This is a genomic window from Novosphingobium sp. (assembly GCF_036803765.1).
In the GTDB taxonomy this organism is placed as follows: Bacteria; Pseudomonadota; Alphaproteobacteria; order Sphingomonadales; family Sphingomonadaceae; genus Novosphingobium.
Genome location: NZ_DAIRTS010000015.1, coordinates 51,462 through 67,637, shown reverse-complemented (window position 1 = coordinate 67,637; position 16,176 = coordinate 51,462). Strand labels below are relative to the sequence as shown.

At 68.9% G+C, this 16,176-nt stretch carries 14 protein-coding genes; 8 read left to right on the top strand and 6 right to left on the bottom strand.

The window, feature by feature from the left end:
* Positions 1-210: 210 nt before the first annotated feature.
* From V7Q48_RS11540 to xseA, 3 genes are read right to left on the bottom strand one after another with little or no spacing between them, the layout of a single operon-like run.
* Positions 211-1,068 carry a M23 family metallopeptidase gene (locus tag V7Q48_RS11540; protein WP_333838272.1) on the bottom strand — a complete coding sequence of 286 codons (858 nt, stop codon included), beginning with the start codon at positions 1,066-1,068 and terminating at the stop codon, positions 211-213.
* Between the two features lie 56 nt (positions 1,069-1,124).
* The gene (locus V7Q48_RS11535) at positions 1,125-1,331 is read right to left on the bottom strand and encodes a DUF2093 domain-containing protein (protein WP_333838270.1); all 207 of its coding nucleotides are present in this window, start codon (positions 1,329-1,331) and stop codon (positions 1,125-1,127) included.
* Between the two features lie 58 nt (positions 1,332-1,389).
* Positions 1,390-2,901, bottom strand: coding sequence for an exodeoxyribonuclease VII large subunit (gene xseA / locus V7Q48_RS11530; protein ID WP_333838268.1), 1,512 nt, complete (start codon positions 2,899-2,901; stop codon positions 1,390-1,392).
* Here xseA and purD point away from each other — a divergent pair.
* Both purD and V7Q48_RS11520 read left to right on the top strand, forming a co-directional pair.
* Complete coding sequence (gene purD / locus V7Q48_RS11525) at positions 2,900-4,180, top strand: phosphoribosylamine--glycine ligase (protein WP_333838266.1); 1,281 nt, start codon at positions 2,900-2,902, stop codon at positions 4,178-4,180. The two genes, xseA and purD, sit on opposite strands and share 2 nt — an antisense overlap.
* 168 nt (positions 4,181-4,348) lie before the next feature.
* A complete protein-coding gene (locus V7Q48_RS11520; protein WP_333838264.1) occupies positions 4,349-6,469 on the top strand; it encodes a S9 family peptidase in 2,121 nt (706 codons plus the stop codon).
* A gap of 37 nt (positions 6,470-6,506) precedes the next feature.
* Here V7Q48_RS11520 and V7Q48_RS11515 read toward each other — a convergent pair whose 3' ends face one another.
* Both V7Q48_RS11515 and V7Q48_RS11510 read right to left on the bottom strand, forming a co-directional pair.
* Positions 6,507-7,853: a TldD/PmbA family protein gene (locus tag V7Q48_RS11515; protein ID WP_333838262.1), complete on the bottom strand. Its 1,347-nt coding sequence runs from the start codon at positions 7,851-7,853 to the stop codon at positions 6,507-6,509.
* Between the two features lie 84 nt (positions 7,854-7,937).
* Positions 7,938-8,363, bottom strand: coding sequence for a hypothetical protein (locus V7Q48_RS11510; protein WP_333838260.1), 426 nt, complete (start codon positions 8,361-8,363; stop codon positions 7,938-7,940).
* Between the two features lie 202 nt (positions 8,364-8,565).
* Between V7Q48_RS11510 and lptB the strand changes: the two genes are divergently transcribed.
* From lptB to ctrA, 4 genes are all read left to right on the top strand, one after another.
* Complete coding sequence (lptB, locus tag V7Q48_RS11505) at positions 8,566-9,360, top strand: LPS export ABC transporter ATP-binding protein (RefSeq protein WP_333838257.1); 795 nt, start codon at positions 8,566-8,568, stop codon at positions 9,358-9,360.
* A 50-nt stretch (positions 9,361-9,410) separates the two neighbouring features.
* The gene (gene rpoN / locus V7Q48_RS11500; RefSeq protein WP_333838255.1) at positions 9,411-10,940 is read left to right on the top strand and encodes an RNA polymerase factor sigma-54; all 1,530 of its coding nucleotides are present in this window, start codon (positions 9,411-9,413) and stop codon (positions 10,938-10,940) included.
* A gap of 72 nt (positions 10,941-11,012) precedes the next feature.
* Entirely contained in the window at positions 11,013-12,170 is a 1,158-nt protein-coding gene (locus V7Q48_RS11495; RefSeq protein ID WP_333838253.1) for a tetratricopeptide repeat protein, read from the top strand.
* A 349-nt stretch (positions 12,171-12,519) separates the two neighbouring features.
* Positions 12,520-13,221 (top strand): response regulator transcription factor CtrA, encoded by a 702-nt coding sequence (gene ctrA / locus V7Q48_RS11490; protein ID WP_333838251.1) that lies wholly within the window; start codon positions 12,520-12,522, stop codon positions 13,219-13,221.
* Between the two features lie 125 nt (positions 13,222-13,346).
* Here the strand turns inward: ctrA and kdsA are convergent, their stop codons facing one another.
* Positions 13,347-14,180, bottom strand: coding sequence for a 3-deoxy-8-phosphooctulonate synthase (kdsA, locus tag V7Q48_RS11485; RefSeq protein ID WP_333838250.1), 834 nt, complete (start codon positions 14,178-14,180; stop codon positions 13,347-13,349).
* Between the two features lie 167 nt (positions 14,181-14,347).
* Between kdsA and V7Q48_RS11480 the strand changes: the two genes are divergently transcribed.
* Together V7Q48_RS11480 and V7Q48_RS11475 are read left to right on the top strand one after the other, a co-directional pair.
* Entirely contained in the window at positions 14,348-15,364 is a 1,017-nt protein-coding gene (locus V7Q48_RS11480) for a KpsF/GutQ family sugar-phosphate isomerase (protein ID WP_333838249.1), read from the top strand.
* Positions 15,361-16,176, top strand: coding sequence for a 3-deoxy-manno-octulosonate cytidylyltransferase (locus tag V7Q48_RS11475; RefSeq protein WP_333838308.1), 816 nt, complete (start codon positions 15,361-15,363; stop codon positions 16,174-16,176). The genes V7Q48_RS11480 and V7Q48_RS11475 overlap by 4 nt, the downstream gene beginning before the upstream one ends.

The window sequence follows — 16,176 nt, the reverse complement described above, 5'->3', positions numbered from 1 at the left end:
CCCGTTCCTCGCAAGCCAAGGTCGGTGGCGGACTTGTTGGTCGATTTTGCAGTGTCGAAAAGCGCGATGTCGTGCAGCGTTTCAATTGAAACCAGCACTGTCACCAATCCGCAACGAAATCAGAAATCGTTGGAATTACATGCATTTCATTTCGAAATGTGGCGACTCCGAAGGAAATGAGTTATCACAATTGTAACCAGTTGCACCAAATCATCCGAGCATCAGCAGCGGGTCGAGCCGACGCAGGCCACTGGCCGATTGCCACGCCAGCGCCCAGTGCAGATGCGGGCCCGTCGCGCGCCCGGTCATGCCGACCGCGCCGATCGGCTGGCCCTGGCGAACCCGGTCGCCCAAGGCCACCAGATGCGTGCTGCAGTGCAGGAACGCGCTGCCAAGGCCCATGCCGTGATCGAGCATCAGCAGCCGCCCCTCGAGCGTGAAGGGCGTCGCCGCCGCCAGCACGACGACACCGTCTGCAGGGGCCACGAAGGGCGTGCCCGTGCCTGCGGCGATGTCGAGGCCGCCGTGATAGGCGCCGGGCTCGCCGCGATAGATGCGCTGCGCCCCGAAACGCCCCGAGAAGCGGCCGGGGGCAGGGCGGATCATGGTCTGGCGCCAGCCTTCGACCAAGGGGCGCGCCGGATCGGGTTGGCGGGCACGGGTGATCGCCGCGGTCTCGACACGACGACGAGCCACGTAGTCGGCATCGGGAATGCCCGGCGGACGCAGCGGCGTATTGATGTGCTCCAGCGCCCAGCCGCCGGGTGCGATCGCCAGCGGCATGGTGCTGCGCCGGCCGGCAGCGTCCGTCAGGCCAAGCGTCGCCGTTGCGGGCGCATCGCGGTCGAAGCCGACGAACACGGCGCCGTCGGGCGCGATTGCCAGCGGCATGCCGTCGAGATCGGCCGACACCGTGCCGGGTGGCACCATCGCGCGCATCCATCCGCCCTGCTGCCACGCGCCGGGGCCCGGCGGCACGGCCTGCGGATCGAGCATGGCGGCGCGTGCGCGGGCGAGGGGGGCTGCCGCCGCAATCGCCGTCAGCAGCGCGGCACCACCCCCGATCACGGCGCGCCGCGTCGGGGCGGCCGCGTGCATTGCGATGCGACGCGGGTCGAGGTCGCTCAGGCCGCGCGCTCGAGCAGGCGGCGCGTCGCGATCTCGGGGCTGGCATAGGCCTCCTGCCGCTCCGCCGACCAATAGCGAAGGGCATCGAGCGGGATCGGCACACCGCTGACGGCGCACAGGACATGGTCGCCCGCCGAGAGCTGGCGGAACGAGCCGGGAAGGTAATGCAGCCGGGCAAGGCGGCTGGTCGCTGACATCAACATGACGACCGGTTTACGCCGCGGTGATCGGCATTGCAAATCGGCGTGTCGCCAGCGGCCCTCACAGCAGCTTGGGCTGGTCGTCGCCTGCGGTGGGACGCGCGCGCGCCGGTGCACGCGGTGCGGTCGGAGCTGTCGGGACTGGCGGGGCAGGTTCCGCACCGGCAGTCCCGGTCGCGGTGGTGACCGCAAGCGTGCCGTCGGCGAACTTGAGCGTCAGGTCCGCGCGCTGGGCGGCGGTCGCCCGGTCTTTGACGACGTGGCCGCCGCGATCGGTGACCAGGACATAGCCGCGCTGCAACGGGGCCTCGGGATCGAGCGAACGCCGCAGGCGGTCCAGCGCGTCGATGCGCGAACGGGCGTGGTCGATCCGTTGCAGCAACGCCTCGGGGCGCAGCCGTCGCGCCGCCAGCCGCTCGCGCTCGCGCTCGAGTCGATGCGTGAGCAGTGCAGGGCGCAGCGCGCCGCCGTGGCGGGCCAGCACGCCGCTGGCGATCTCGGTCCGGTGCAGGAGCGCGCGGCGCAGCCGGTCGGCAAGATCGTCGAGTCGCTGCGCCTGGGGTTGCAGCAGGGCCTCGGGCGCGGGGAGCCGCTGTCCGCGCGACTCGAGCCGCTCGCGCGCATGGCCGAGCATCCGTGCCATCGCGCGGCCGCGGCGGGCCTGCAGCTCGGCAACCTGGGCGGCCAGTTCGGCCCGCACCGGCACCGCGATCTCGGCCGCGGCGGTGGGGGTAGGGGCGCGCAGGTCGGCGGCGAAGTCGGCCAGTGTTGTGTCGGTTTCGTGGCCCACCGCGCTGATGACCGGGATCGTGCTGGCCGCGATGGCGCGCACCACCACTTCCTCGTTGAAGCCCCACAGGTCCTCGATCGAGCCGCCGCCGCGCGCCACGATCACCACGTCGGGGCGCGGTATCGGGCCGCCTTCGGGCAACTCGGAAAAGCCGCGCACCGCGGCCGCGACCTGCGCCGCCGCGCCCTGGCCTTGGACCAGCACCGGCCAGACCACGACGTGGCAGGGAAAGCGGTCGGACAGGCGGTGCAGGATGTCGCGGATCACCGCGCCGGTGGGTGAGGTGACGACGCCGATCGTGCGCGGCAGGAACGGCAGCGGGCGCTTGCGGCGGGGATCGAACAATCCCTCGGCCTCGAGCCGGGCCTTGGTCTTGGCCAGAAGCGCGAGAAGCGCGCCCTCGCCGGCGATCTCCATGCGCTCGACCACCAGCTGGTAGTTCGAGCGCCCGGGATATGTGGTCAGCTTGCCCGTCGCGATGACCTCCACACCGTCTTCCGGCAGGAAGCCGAGGCGCTGCGCGTTGCCCCGCCACATCACCCCGTCGAGCCGGGCGCTTTCGTCCTTGAGCGCCATGTAGAGATGGCCCGAGGCGGCGCGCTTCACGCCGGAAAGCTCGCCGCGGACCCGCACGAAGCCGAAGCGATCCTCGACCGTGCGCTTGAGCTGGGCGGAAATCTCCGAGATCGAGAGGGCGGGGGCGTTGTCGCCGCTGCGTTCGCTCGCTAGGAGCGCGTCCTTGCGAAAGTCATCGTCGTCATCGGGCGCGGAAGGGAAGGGCATGCATATCCTGTTGTTGGGCGCGGGCGGGCGTGAGCACGCGCTGGCCTGGAAACTGGCCCAATCGCCGCTGTGCAGCAAGCTCTATGCGGCGCCCGGCAATCCCGGCATCGCGCAGGAGGCCGAGTGCGTCGCGCTCGACGTGACCGACCACGCCGCGGTCATCGCGTTCTGCAATGACCAGCGCATCGGCCTCGTCGTCATCGGCCCCGAGGCGCCGCTGGTCGACGGATTGTCGGATTCGCTGCGCGCCGAGGGGCTGGCCGTATTCGGGCCGAGCCAGCAGGCCGCCCAGCTCGAAGGCTCGAAGGGCTTTACCAAGGACCTCTGCGCCCGCGCCGGGATCCCCACCGCCGGATACGAGCGCGCGACCAGCGCCGCCGCGGCGCATGATGCGCTGGGCCGCTTCGGTGCGCCGGTGGTGATCAAGGCCGATGGCCTCGCGGCCGGCAAGGGCGTGGTCGTGGCGATGACCATGGACGAGGCGCGCGCCGCGGTCGACGACATGTTCGACGGCCAGTTCGGCGATGCCGGCGCGGAAGTGGTGATCGAGGAATTTCTCGAGGGCGAGGAAGCCAGCTTCTTTGCGCTGACCGACGGCGCCACGATCGTCCCGCTCGCCTCGGCGCAGGACCACAAGCGCGTCGGCGACGGCGACACCGGCCCCAACACCGGCGGCATGGGCGCCTACAGCCCGGCGCGCGTGCTGACGCCCGAACTCGAGGCCGTGGCGATGGCGCGGATCATCGGCCCGACGGTCAAGGCGATGCAGGATGCCGGCATGCCCTATTCGGGCGTGCTCTATGCCGGGCTGATGCTCACCGCCAAGGGCCCGCAGCTGATCGAATACAACGCGCGTTTCGGCGATCCCGAATGCCAGGTGCTGATGATGCGCATGGAGAGCGATCTCGTCGAACTGCTGCTGGCCTGTGCGCAGAGCCGCCTATCGTCGATCGAGCCGCCGCGCTTCAGCCCCGATCCCGCGCTCACCGTGGTCATGGCGGCCGAGGGCTATCCCGGCACGCCCAGGAAGGGCGGGGCGATCCGCGGCATCGACGCGGCCGAGGCACTGGGCGCCAAGGTGTTCCACGCCGGCACCGCGACCGATGCGGCGGGGCAGCTGGTCGCCAATGGCGGGCGCGTGCTCAACGTCACCGCGCGCGGCGGATCGGTGCGCACGGCGCGCGATGCGGCCTATGCCGCAGTCGATGCGCTCGATTTCGCCGACGGGTTCTGCCGCCGCGACATCGGCTGGCGCGAGGTGGCGCGCGAGGGGGCCTGATCGCCTGAACGCCGAGTTGCTTGGGGTTTCCACCACCCCCAATGCCGCAACGCGCCGTTGACACCCGCGCTGCCCTCGCGAAAGTTGCACCCGATACGTGGCAATCGATACCGGGCAAGCGAGGAACAGGGCATGAGCAGGGCAAAAGCGGTAAGGACAACAGCGATCGTGGCAGGCCTCCTGGCTGGATCGCTGCTGGGCACGGGCAGTTCGGTCATGGCCGCGGAGCCGGGCGCGCCGGTCGCAGCGCAGAAGCCGCACGCGGTCGCCTCGCCCTTCGGCGAGCGGCAGGATCCCTATTACTGGTTGCGCGACGACACCCGCAAGAACCCCGAGATGCTCGGCTATCTCGCTGCCGAGAACGCCTGGGCCGACCGGCAGCTGGCACCGACCAAGGCGCTCAAGGATGCGCTGTTTGCCGAGACCGTGGCCCACATCAAGCAGGATGACAGCTCGGTTCCGTGGCGCAAGCACGGCTACTGGTATGCTACCCGCTTCGTCGCCGGTGCCGACTATCCGGTGGTCGAGCGGCGCAAGGCCGGGCCCAAGGGCGCAGCCATGCCCGGCGCAGGCCAGGTGCTGTTCGACGAGCCCGCGATGGCGCGCGGCCATGGCTACTTCTCGCTGGGCGGATGGGAGGTCGCACCCGGCAATGCCCGCGTCGCGTGGACGCAGGACACCGTCGGCCGGCGGCAATACGTGCTCAAGATCAAGGACATCGCCACCGGCGCCGAACTTGCCGACACGATTTCCAACGTCGAGCCGTCGGTCGCGTGGAGCGCCGACGGGCGCATGGTGTTCTACATCGAGAAGGACCCGGTCACGCTGCGCGGCTGGCGCCTGCGCAGCCACACACTGGGCACCGCGGTCGCACAGGACCCGATCCTCGTCGAGGAGAAGGACGAGACGTTCAACATGGAACTCGCCGTTACCAGCGACGAGAGCCATGTCTGCTCGATCATCGTCACCACGGTCAGCACCGAGCAGCGCTGCACGCCGCGCGCCAATCCCGGCCGCTTCACGCTGATCGCCCCGCGCGAGCGCGAACTGCGCTATTCGGCGGATCACATGGACGGCCGCTGGACCGTGCTCAACAACCGTGGGGCGAAGAACTACAAGCTCTCGACCGTCGGCGATGCCGATCTTGCCAAGGGCCCTTCAGCGTGGGCCGACCTCGTGCCCGCCAGCCCGGACGTGTTCATTGAAGATTTCAAGCCGTTCCACGGCTTCATCGCGATCGACCAGCGCCAGGGCGGCAACCGCATGATCCGCGTGCTGACCGCGGCGGGCAAGTCGCTGCCGGTCAAGGCCGACGAGCCGGCCTACCGCATGATGCTCGACACCAATCCCGATCCGGCGAGCGGCTGGGTGCGCTATACCTACAGCTCGCTGGTGACGCCGGTGACGACGATCGAGGTCAATGCGCAGACCGGCGCGCGGCGCGTGCTCAAGGTGGCACCGGTGCCGGGGTATGACGCTGCGCGGTACGTGACCGAGCGCGTGTGGTCGAACGCGCGCGACGGCACGCGCGTGCCCGTGTCGATCGTGCGCGCCAAAACGACGCCGGTCGACGGCAGCGCGCCGCTGATGCAGTATGCCTATGGCGCCTATGGCATTTCCACCGACCCGGTGTTCGACCCGGCGCGGCTGGCACTGCTCGATCGCGGGGTGATCTATGCCATCGCGCATATCCGCGGCGGGCAGGAGATGGGGCGCGACTGGTACGACCAGGGCCACCTGCTCAACAAGAAGAACAGCTTCACCGACTTCATCGACGTGACGCGCGATCTCGTGCGGCGGGGCTATGCCGCCAAGGGGCGCGTCACCGGCATCGGCGGCAGCGCGGGTGGCCTGCTGATGGGCGCGGTCGCCAACATGGCCGAGCCGGGCGAATACAGGACGATCGTGGCGCAGGTGCCCTTCGTCGACGTGGTGACGACGATGCTCGACGCCTCGATCCCGCTGACCACCTTCGAATACGACGAATGGGGCAACCCGGCGACGCAGCCCTATTACGACTACATGCTGAGCTACTCGCCGTATGACCAGGTCAAGGCCAAGCCTTACCCCGCGCTGTTCGTCGGCACCGGGCTGTGGGACAGCCAGGTGCAGTATTACGAGCCGACCAAGTGGGTGGCCAGGCTGCGCGCGGCGAAGACCGATGCCAACCCGCTGGTGTTCCGCGTCAACATGGAAGCCGGCCACGGCGGCAAGTCGGGCCGGTTCGAGCGCTATCGCGACAATGCCGAATGGCAGGCCTTCGCGCTCGGACAGATGGACGTGAAGTAAGGACGCCGGCTTTGGGCGTGGCGGGCCAGGCTAAACCCTAGTCGCCTGCCACACTCATGCCGTCGATGCGCAGCGTCGGCACGTCGATGCCGCGCTCGATCACCAGGTCGTCGGCCGGGACCAGCGCGGCAAACATGGCGAGCAGGTTACCCGCGACGGTGAATTCGGCGATCGGGCCGGCGATAGCGCCGTTGACGATGCGGAAGCCCGCCGCGCCGCGGCTGTAGTCGCCGGTCACGCCGTTGACGCCGCTGCCGATCAGCTCGGTCACATAGACGCCATCGGCGATGTCGGCGATCAGCGCCGCCGGGCTTAGCGTGCCGGGCTCGAGCACGACATTGCCGGCGGTGACATGCGGCGCGCCGCCACCCCCGCGTGAGGCGTGGCCGGTGGGCGCGGCGTCGAGCTGGCGCGCGGCGGCCGAATCCATCAGCCAGCCGGTGAGGCGCCCGGCGTCGATGAGCTTGCGCGGGGCGGTCGCCAGCCCCTCGCCATCGAAGGGTCGCGAGCGCAGGCCGCGCGGGCGCAGCGGATCGTCGCTGATGGTGACGCCGCTGTCGAAGATCTGTGCGCCGTCCTTGCCCAGCAGGAAGCTCGAGCGGCGGGCGATCGATGCGCCCGAGATCGCGCCCAGCAGGTGCCCGACCAGCGAGCCGCCGACGCGCGGGTCGAACACCACCGGCATCGTCCCGCTCTTGACGCGGCCCGGGTTGAGCCGCGCGACCGCGCGCGTGCCGGCCTCGCGGCCGATGACGTCCGGGCTGGCGAGATCGGCGCCGAAGCGCGCGCTGCGCCAGCCATGGTCGCGCTGCAAGGCGCCGCCCTCGCCGGCGATCACGCTGGCCGAAAGGCTGCGGCTGGTGGCGGCATAGGCCCCGGCAAAACCATGGCTGGTGGCCAGCGCGACCACGCCGCGTCCGCTGCTGGCGCTGCCGCCTTCGCTGTTGGTCACGCCCGGCACCGCGCGCGCGGCATCCTCGGCCTCCTGGGCCATCTGCCGCAGCGCCTGCGGGCTGGGTTCCTCGGGATCGTCGAGATCGAGATCGGGGAAGGGGCCGCGCGCCAGCAGGCTTTCATCGGCGAGCCCGGCGAAGCGGTCGACCGGCGCGGCACGGGCCATGGCCACGGCGCGCGTCGCCAGTTCGTCGAGTGCGGCGTCGGCAAGGTCGCTCGACCCGATCGAGGCTGAGGCCCCGCCGACGAAGACCCTGAGGCCGACATGTTCGGATTCGGAGCGCTCGACGTCTTCCAGCGCGCCGAGGCGGACGCTGACGCTCTCCGAGGCACTGGCGAGATAGACCGCGTCACCGGCATCGGCGCCGGCGCGGCGCGCCCGTTCGATCAGGGCCTGGCAACGCGCCTGTGCATCTTGCGGGGTCAACATCGGCGCACTCCAATCAAAGCCGGCCGCGAGCGGCCCTTGGCGCCGATCCCTAGCGGTGCCCGGCCATGGGGGCAATGCGGCCGCTCACACCAGCGCGGCGATGCCCTTGATGAGCGCGGTCACGGCGAAGGGCAGGCCGATGGAAATCGCCCAGATCACCGTGCGTGCGCGGCGCAGCGCGGGCGGCAGGCGCTCTGCCAGGGTTGCCGGATCGGCGGCAAGCGCGGCGGCCGTCGCGTCCCAGTTGCGTTCGAGCCGGCGATAGAGCGGGATGATCGCCGCCACCAGCACGACCAGCGCGATCATCGGCATGAAGCTGTTGTCGTTGCCGGAAATGGCGTGGAGCGTCATGAAGATCTGCAGCGCGGTGTAGACGAGCAGGCCATAGGCCACGGCATCGCTGATCTGCTTGTGTGCCACATCGAGCCGCTGCGACATCTCGCGGCTCGGCGCCATGTCCGGCGTGCCATTGCGACCGCTCGGCGACGACCATGTGCGGTGTACCGACATTCGTGTGTTCTCCCCCGCTACCCCACCGGCGTTCCCCATCGGCCGTCGGGATGCATTTGGCATAACATCATGTCCTGCGTGGCGGCGCAAGCATGGTTACTCCGTGATGCCATGCGAGAATCGCGCCAGATGAAACGGAGGGTTCGGTGGAAGATGACGGACGGGCTTTGCCGCGCGCGCCGACCGGGCTATGAGCAGGCGCATGACCGGTTCTTCCCCCGCCGCAACCCCTGTCGCTACTCGTACCGCGTCCGCCGCGGTTGCCAGCTCCGCGCCCGACGGGCTCGAGGTGGTGTCGATCGCCAAGTCCTACGACAAGCGCGCGGTGCTGACCGACATTTCGCTGTCGGTCGCCAAGGGCGAAGTGCTCGGCCTGTTGGGGCCGAACGGTGCGGGCAAGACCACTTGCTTCTACTCGATCATGGGGCTGGTGCGGCCCGATTCGGGGCGTATCCTGCTCGACGGCGTCGATATCACCAAGCTGCCGATGTACCGCCGCTCGATCCTCGGCCTCGGCTACCTGCCGCAGGAAACCTCGATCTTCCGCGGCATGACGGTGGAGCAGAACATCGCCACCGTGCTCGAACTGGTCGAGCCGGACAAGGCGACGCGCGCGGCCGAACTGGAGCGCCTGCTCGACGAATTCGGCCTGACCCGCCTGCGCAGCAGTGCGGCCATGGCGCTGTCGGGCGGTGAACGCCGCCGCTGCGAAATCGCCCGTGCGCTCGCCGCGCGGCCCTCGATCGTCCTGCTCGACGAACCGTTCGCGGGCATCGACCCGCTGTCGATCAGCGACATCCGCGATCTGGTCAAGGACCTCAAGACGCGCGGCATCGGCGTGCTCATCACCGACCACAACGTGCGCGAAACGCTCGACATCGTCGACCGCGCCTGCATCATCTATGGCGGGCAGGTCCTGTTCGCGGGCAGCCCCGAGGCGCTGGTCGCCGACCCCAACGTGCGCCGCCTCTACCTCGGCGAAGGCTTCACGCTTTGAGGCACGGGTCGCGGCGCTGCGCTGCCGCCATGGCGGGCTAGGCACCGGCCATGGCGCTCGGCCCCCGGCTGGACCTTCGCCAGTCGCAGTCTTTGGTAATGACGCCGCAGCTCCAGCAGGCGATCAAGCTGCTGGCGCTGTCCAACCTCGAGATCGAGACCTTCATCGGCGAGGCGCTCGATGCCAATCCGCTGCTCGAGATCGGCGAAGCGGCTCCGGCGGAAGTCCTTGAGGCCGGTGACGCGGACCTGCGCCGCACGCACCTCGAATCCAGCCCGGTGGACCAACTGGTCAGCGAAGGCCGGGCCGCCGAAGACCGGCCACTCGACATCGACGGCGGCGCGCTCGACCTCGACCGCGATACCGGTGACGGCGCGCTTGCGACAGCATCCGCGACAGCCCAGTCCGCCGATCTCGGCGGAGACTTCGGTGGGGGCGCCGGAGCAGGTGGTGGCGAGGGCCCCGACATCGACGAACGCGGCGCGCTGGCGGCTTCGCTGGCCGAGCATCTCCATGCCCAAGCCGGCGCGGTCGCACCCGACGCCGCCACGCTGTTCGTCGCGCGCTGGCTGATCGATGCGCTCGACGAGACGGGCTACCTGCGCATTTCGCTCGACGAAGTGGCCGAGACGCTGGGCATCGCGCTGGCCGATTGCGAGCGGGCGCTGGCTGTGGTCCATGCGCTCGATCCCACGGGGGTGGGCGCGCGCTCGCTGGGCGAATGCCTGGCGCTGCAGGCGCGCGAGGCCGATCGCTACGATCCGCTCATGGCGCGGCTGCTCGACAACCTGGAACTGCTGGGACGCGGCGAACTGCCGCGGCTCAAGCGGCTGTGCGGCGTGGACGACGAGGATTTCGCCGAAATGATGGCGGAACTGCGCGGCTACGATCCCAAGCCGGGCCTGCGCTTTGGCAGCGGCCCGGCCGAGGCGGTCACGCCCGACATCCTGATCCAGGCAGCGGGCGATGGCGGCTGGGCGATCGTGCTCAATCCCGCGACGCTGCCGCGCGTGCTGGTCAACCGCAGCTATTACGTCGAGATGCGCCGGGCCTGTATGGCCAAGCAGGCGCGCGCCTGGCTCGGGGAAAAGCTGGCCGACGCCAACTGGCTGGTCAAGGCGCTCGACCAGCGCCAGAAGACGATCCTCAAGGTCGCGAGCGAGATCGTCAAGCAACAGGACGGGTTCTTTCGCCACGGCGTCTCGGCGCTCAAGCCGCTGACGCTACGCACCGTGGCCGAGGCGGTGGAGATGCACGAGAGCACGGTGAGCCGCGTGACCTCCAACAAGTACCTGCAGTGCGCGCGCGGCACGTTCGAGCTGAAGTACTTCTTCACCTCCGGCGTGGCGTCGGCCGATGGCGAGGGGGCGGTCTCGGCCGAGGCGGTCAAGGCCGCGATCCGCCAGCTGATCGATGCCGAGGACCCCAAGGCGATCCTGTCGGACGATACGCTCGTCGACTTGTTGCGCGCGCGCGGCTTCGATCTCGCACGGCGCACGGTCGCCAAGTATCGCGAGGCGATCGGGCTGGGCAGTTCGGTGCAGCGCCGCCGGCAAAAGACCCTTGCCGCGGTGCGTTGACCCGGCGGCAGGCCACGGGATAATGCGGCGGCGGACGCGCGACCGGGACCGCCCGGCGCGAGGGAGTGCATGATGAACCTGCCTGACGAGACTCCACCCGAAGGTGCGCCTGCATCCGATGCGCGCGTGCCGGGCCTGTGGCGGCAGGTGGGGATCGGCGTCGTCTCGATCGCAGTGATCGTCGGCGGCGGCATCGGTATTTATCGGCTCGAACGGCCCGCTGACGTCACCGCCGCGCTGGCTGAGCCGCCGCGCCCGGAACTGACCCCGATCGCGCTCGACAGCGCCGTGCCTGCCGACGACGCCAGCGCATCCCCTTCCGCCAGTGCCGCGCCCGAGGCCTCGGCCAGCAATGCAGCGGCCGTGGCAGTGGACGCGACGCCGCGCCCCGAACCCTCGCCCGTCGTCGACGATACCATCGGCCGGATGGAGCAGCGACTCGCCGACGATCCGGAGAACGCGCAAGGGTGGCGCATGCTCGGCTGGGCCTATTTCCAGAACGAGCGCTACAAGGACGCGGCCCGTGCGCTGCGCAAGGCCAGCCTGCTCGAACCCGACCACGCCGAGACCTTCTCGTTCCTCGGCGAGGCCCTCGTCCTTTCGAACCAGCGCGCCGGGCGCATGCCGCGTGCCGCGCGGATCGCCTTCGACCGCGCGCTGGCACTCGATCCCCGCAACGCCCGCGCGCGCTATTTCAAGGCGCTGGCGCTGGACCTGTCGGGCCAGCACCGCCGTGCGCTGCGCGCCTGGTTCGCGCAGCTCAGCGAGACGCCGCCCGACGCGCCCTATGCTTCCGACATCCGCGCGGTGATTCGCAGCGTCGGCAAGCGCCATCATATCGAGGTCGAAAAGCGCCTGGCGATCGCTGATGCCGAGGCGCGCCTACCCAAGCCGGACAAGCCCAAGGCCGACAAGGCTGCGAAGAAGGGCGGGGTACTGCCCGGTCCCGCGCATGCCGAGCTCAAGACCGCGTCCGGCCCGCAACAGCGCGGTGTCGCCAGTGGGGGCAAGGAGGCGATGTCGCGCGGCATGGTCGACAGCCTCGAGGCCCGTCTCGCCCGCAATCCGCACAACGTCGACGGCTGGATCCTGCTCGTCAGCAGCCGTGTCCGGCAGAACCAGCCCGACGCCGCGGCGCGGGCCCTGCGCAACGGCGTGGCGGGGCTTTCAGGCGATCCGGCCAGCGTGCGCAAGTTGCGCGAGGCGGCGGCGCGGCTGGGCGTTTCCTGACAGGCCGGCGCGCTCTGCGATCATTGCCGCGACGCCAGGCATCGTGGCCAAGCATCGTGGTTGTCCTGATCCCGACTCGCGGTTCGCGTTAACCGTGGTCGGATACGCCTGGGTCAGGCAAATGGAATCGGCGGATGCCGGCGGGCAGATGTTCCCCACTCTTCGGGACAGCGCCGTCGGCGGCCGCCACCAGGCACGGGACATCGGGGGTAGGGCGTCGAGCAACGCAATTCGGACGCCCGGACGCTTACGTTAAATTAACCTTTAATGTTCATTGCTGCTATGGTTAATGACGGAAACGAGCCCTTTGGGGGCTGTACCGGGGCAAACGGCAACAAGGGGCTTTCTCATGCGCGTGCTGTTGATCGAGGACGAGCCGGCAACGGCCAAGGCCATCGAACTGATGCTGACGGCCGAAGGGTTCAACGTCTATTCCACCGACCTGGGGGAAGAGGGCCTCGATCTCGGCAAGCTGTATGATTACGACATCATCCTGCTCGACCTCAACCTGCCCGACATGCACGGCTACGACGTGCTCAAGAAGCTGCGCGTCGCCAAGGTGCAGACACCGGTGCTGATCCTGTCGGGCATCTCGGAAATGGACTCCAAGGTCCGCTCGTTCGGCTTCGGCGCTGACGACTACGTGACCAAGCCGTTCCATCGCGAAGAGCTCATCGCCCGCATCCACGCGGTCGTGCGCCGGTCCAAGGGCCACTCGCAGTCGGTCATCCGCACCGGCAAGCTCTCGGTCAATCTCGATGCCAAGACGGTCGAGGTCGACGCCGCGCGCGTACACCTGACCGGCAAGGAATACGCGATGCTCGAGCTGCTCTCGCTGCGCAAGGGCACGACGCTGACCAAGGAAATGTTCCTCAACCATCTCTATGGCGGGATGGACGAGCCCGAACTCAAGATCATCGACGTGTTCATCTGCAAGCTGCGCAAGAAGCTCGCGCATGCCTGCGACGGCGAAAACTACATCGAGACCGTGTGGGGCCGCGGCTACGTGCTGCGCGATCCCGACGACATGACCGCGATCGAGGCGGCCTGATCGCGGCATCGGTTCAAGGGGACGGGGCTTGAACCCCCGCCGCCGCGATCACATCTCTTGTATATTGCCGATGCGCAGTCCCGAGGCGGCCCGTTCCCACGGCGGGCCGCCTTTCTCTTGTCCCTTTACGCTGCGGGTTTGACCACGGCATCGATCGCCAGCAATTGCGTCCATAGGCCCTCGAAATCGGCGAGCGGCAATGCATTGGGCCCGTCGGACAGCGCCTTGTCGGGATCGGGATGGGTTTCCATGAACACCCCGGCGACGCCGGCCGCCACCGCAGCGCGCGCCAGTAGTGGCACGTATTCGCGCTGGCCGCCCGACCGCTCGCCCAGGCCCCCCGGCTGCTGCACCGAATGGGTGGCATCGAAAACCACGGGGCACCCGGTGTCGGCCATGATCGCGAGCCCGCGCATGTCGGATACCAGCGTGTTGTAGCCGAACGAGGTGCCGCGTTCGCAGAGCAGGAACGAGTCGGGATCATGGCCGGCCGCCTGTGCCGCGTCCCGCGCCTTGGCGACGACTTGGTTCATGTCCGCCGGCGCCATGAACTGCGCCTTCTTGATGTTCACCGGCTTGCCGCTCGCGGCGACGGCGACGATGAAGTCGGTCTGCCGTGCCAGGAACGCCGGCGTCTGCAAGACATCGACCACTTGCGCCACGGCCGCGACCTGACCGGCCTCGTGCACGTCGGTTATCACCGGCAATCCGGTCTCGGCGCGCACCTTGTCGAGGATGCGCAGGCCTTCTTCGATTCCGAGTCCCCGGAACGATTTCCCGGAACTGCGGTTTGCTTTGTCGAACGAGGCCTTGAATATCAGGAAAAGACCGAGGCGGTCGGCCACCCCGGCCAACGCTTCGGCGATGGAAAGCGTCAGGTCCTCGCTTTCGATGACGCATGGTCCCGCAATTGCGAATAGACGAGACGCTGCGCTGATGTCGTGCCCACAGAGGTTCATGATATGATACGCTGCCGCTTGATGGATGGTGCTGTTTTGGTTCGTTCCGCGCCGTTTTGGCGGGGTTTGTTCGAATCTGGACTGAACATGTCCTTGGGCCCTCGCGAAAATGCTGGCAATCCCCGATGGCTTTAAATATTCGCTCTAGCTTGGTGACACGCCCCCCGATGTCACCAGACAGGGACATTCACAGCCCCATGCTGACCCAGATCGACCAGACGCGCTATGCCCGCTCGGCACTCAACACCCTCGACATCGAGATGCAGGCGCTGCAGCTGCTAAGAGAATCGCTGCAGTCTCCGGGTCTTGGTTCGGCCGTTGGCCGGGCGATCGATGCCCTGGCCAACACCCGCGGCCGAGTCGTCGTGACCGGCATGGGCAAGAGCGGACACATCGCGCGCAAGATCGCCGCGACGATGCGCTCGACCGGCACGTCCGCGCTCTATCTCCACCCCGGCGAGGCGAGCCATGGCGATCTTGGCGTCATCACCACCGAGGACATCGTGCTGGCGATCACCTGGTCGGGCGAAACCGCCGAGCTGGGCGACATCCTGCGCTACTGCGACCAGTATTCGGTGCCGCTGATCGTCGCGACCGCCTATCCCGACAGCACCGCCGGCCGTGCCGCCGACATCTGCCTGCCGCTGCCCAACGTACGCGAGGCTTGCCCGAACGAGCTGGCCCCCACGTCGTCGACGACGCTGCAGCTGGTGCTGGGCGACGCGCTCGCCGTGGCGCTGATCGAGGCACGCGGCTTCACCCCCAGCGATTTCCGCGTGTTCCACCCCGGCGGCAAGCTGGGCGCACAGTTGTGCGTGGTGGGCGACGTCATGGGCACCGGCGATGCGATCCCGCGCATTGCCGGCGACGCGACGCTGCTCGGCGCCACCATGGAAATGAGCCGCAAGCGCTATGGCTGCACGGCCGTCGTCGATGCGAACGGACGGCTCATCGGCGTGTTCACCGATGGCGACCTGCGTCGCTGCATCGCGGTCCACGACCTCAACGACACCGTCATGCGCCACATGTCGCCCAATCCGCTGACCGTGCCGGCGGATATGCTCGCCGCCGAGGCCTTGCGCATTCTCAACGAGAACGCGGTTTCGGTCCTCTTCGTGGAGGATGGCGGCGTGCTGACCGGCATCGTCCACATGCACGACATCGTCCGCGCCGGGGTCTCCTGACCGCGCCAGCCCTCATCGTCGTTCCGGCTCGCTACGGCTCCACCCGTTTGCCGGGCAAGCCGCTGCGCCTGATCGCCGGGCGCAGCCTGCTCCAGCGCGTCGTTGCGGTGGCGGATGCGGCGGCAGCACTGGCTGGCGATTGCACGGTGGTCGTGGCGACGGACGACGCGCGCATCGCGGACCATGCCCGCGGGTTCGGCGCCGCCGCCGTGATGACCGAGGCCTCGCTCGATTCGGGATCGGCGCGGGCCTGTGCCGCCGCACTTGCCCAGGATTCACCGCCCGAACTCGTCATCAACCTGCAGGGCGATGCACCCTTCGTGCCGCCTGCCGTGGTCGCCGGCCTCGTCGCCGCGCTGCGTGCCGGATCGGCCGATGTCGCGACGCCGGTCTACCCGCTCGACTGGGCAAGGCTCGACGCCCTGCGCGCGCACAAGCAGGCGGCACCGTTTAGTGGCACGACCTGCCTGCGCGCGGCTGACGGGCGGGCGCTGTGGTTTTCCAAGACCATCCTGCCGGCCATGCGCAACGAAGCCGCATTGCGCGTGGCGCAACCCATGTCGCCGGTCTGGCAGCACCTGGGCCTCTATGGCTACCGGATGGAGGCACTCACCTGGTTCGCGGCGGCCCCGGCAGGCGTGTACGAGACGCTGGAGGGTCTGGAGCAGCTGCGCTTCCTCGAGGCGGGGCGCACGATCACGACCCTGGCGGTCGATCCGCCCAGCCACGCGATGTCGGGCATCGACACGCCCGAAGACCTCGCCCTTGCCGAAGCGACGATCGCAAGGCTGGGCGATCCGTTCCCGGCCTGA

What these genes read in the sequence shown, in the direction of transcription:
- V7Q48_RS11535 (WP_333838270.1), bottom strand. Translation starts at nt 1,331, where the DNA reads ATGTTGATGTCAGCGACCAGCCGCCTTGCCCGGCTGCATTACCTTCCC.
- purD (WP_333838266.1), top strand. Translation starts at nt 2,900, where the DNA reads ATGCATATCCTGTTGTTGGGCGCGGGCGGGCGTGAGCACGCGCTGGCC.
- xseA (WP_333838268.1), bottom strand. Translation starts at nt 2,901, where the DNA reads ATGCCCTTCCCTTCCGCGCCCGATGACGACGATGACTTTCGCAAGGAC.
- V7Q48_RS11515 (WP_333838262.1), bottom strand. Translation starts at nt 7,853, where the DNA reads ATGTTGACCCCGCAAGATGCACAGGCGCGTTGCCAGGCCCTGATCGAA.
- V7Q48_RS11510 (WP_333838260.1), bottom strand. Translation starts at nt 8,363, where the DNA reads ATGTCGGTACACCGCACATGGTCGTCGCCGAGCGGTCGCAATGGCACG.
- lptB (WP_333838257.1), top strand. Translation starts at nt 8,566, where the DNA reads ATGACCGGTTCTTCCCCCGCCGCAACCCCTGTCGCTACTCGTACCGCG.
- rpoN (WP_333838255.1), top strand. Translation starts at nt 9,411, where the DNA reads ATGGCGCTCGGCCCCCGGCTGGACCTTCGCCAGTCGCAGTCTTTGGTA.
- V7Q48_RS11495 (WP_333838253.1), top strand. Translation starts at nt 11,013, where the DNA reads ATGAACCTGCCTGACGAGACTCCACCCGAAGGTGCGCCTGCATCCGAT.
- ctrA (WP_333838251.1), top strand. Translation starts at nt 12,520, where the DNA reads ATGCGCGTGCTGTTGATCGAGGACGAGCCGGCAACGGCCAAGGCCATC.
- kdsA (WP_333838250.1), bottom strand. Translation starts at nt 14,180, where the DNA reads ATGAACCTCTGTGGGCACGACATCAGCGCAGCGTCTCGTCTATTCGCA.
- V7Q48_RS11480 (WP_333838249.1), top strand. Translation starts at nt 14,348, where the DNA reads ATGTCACCAGACAGGGACATTCACAGCCCCATGCTGACCCAGATCGAC.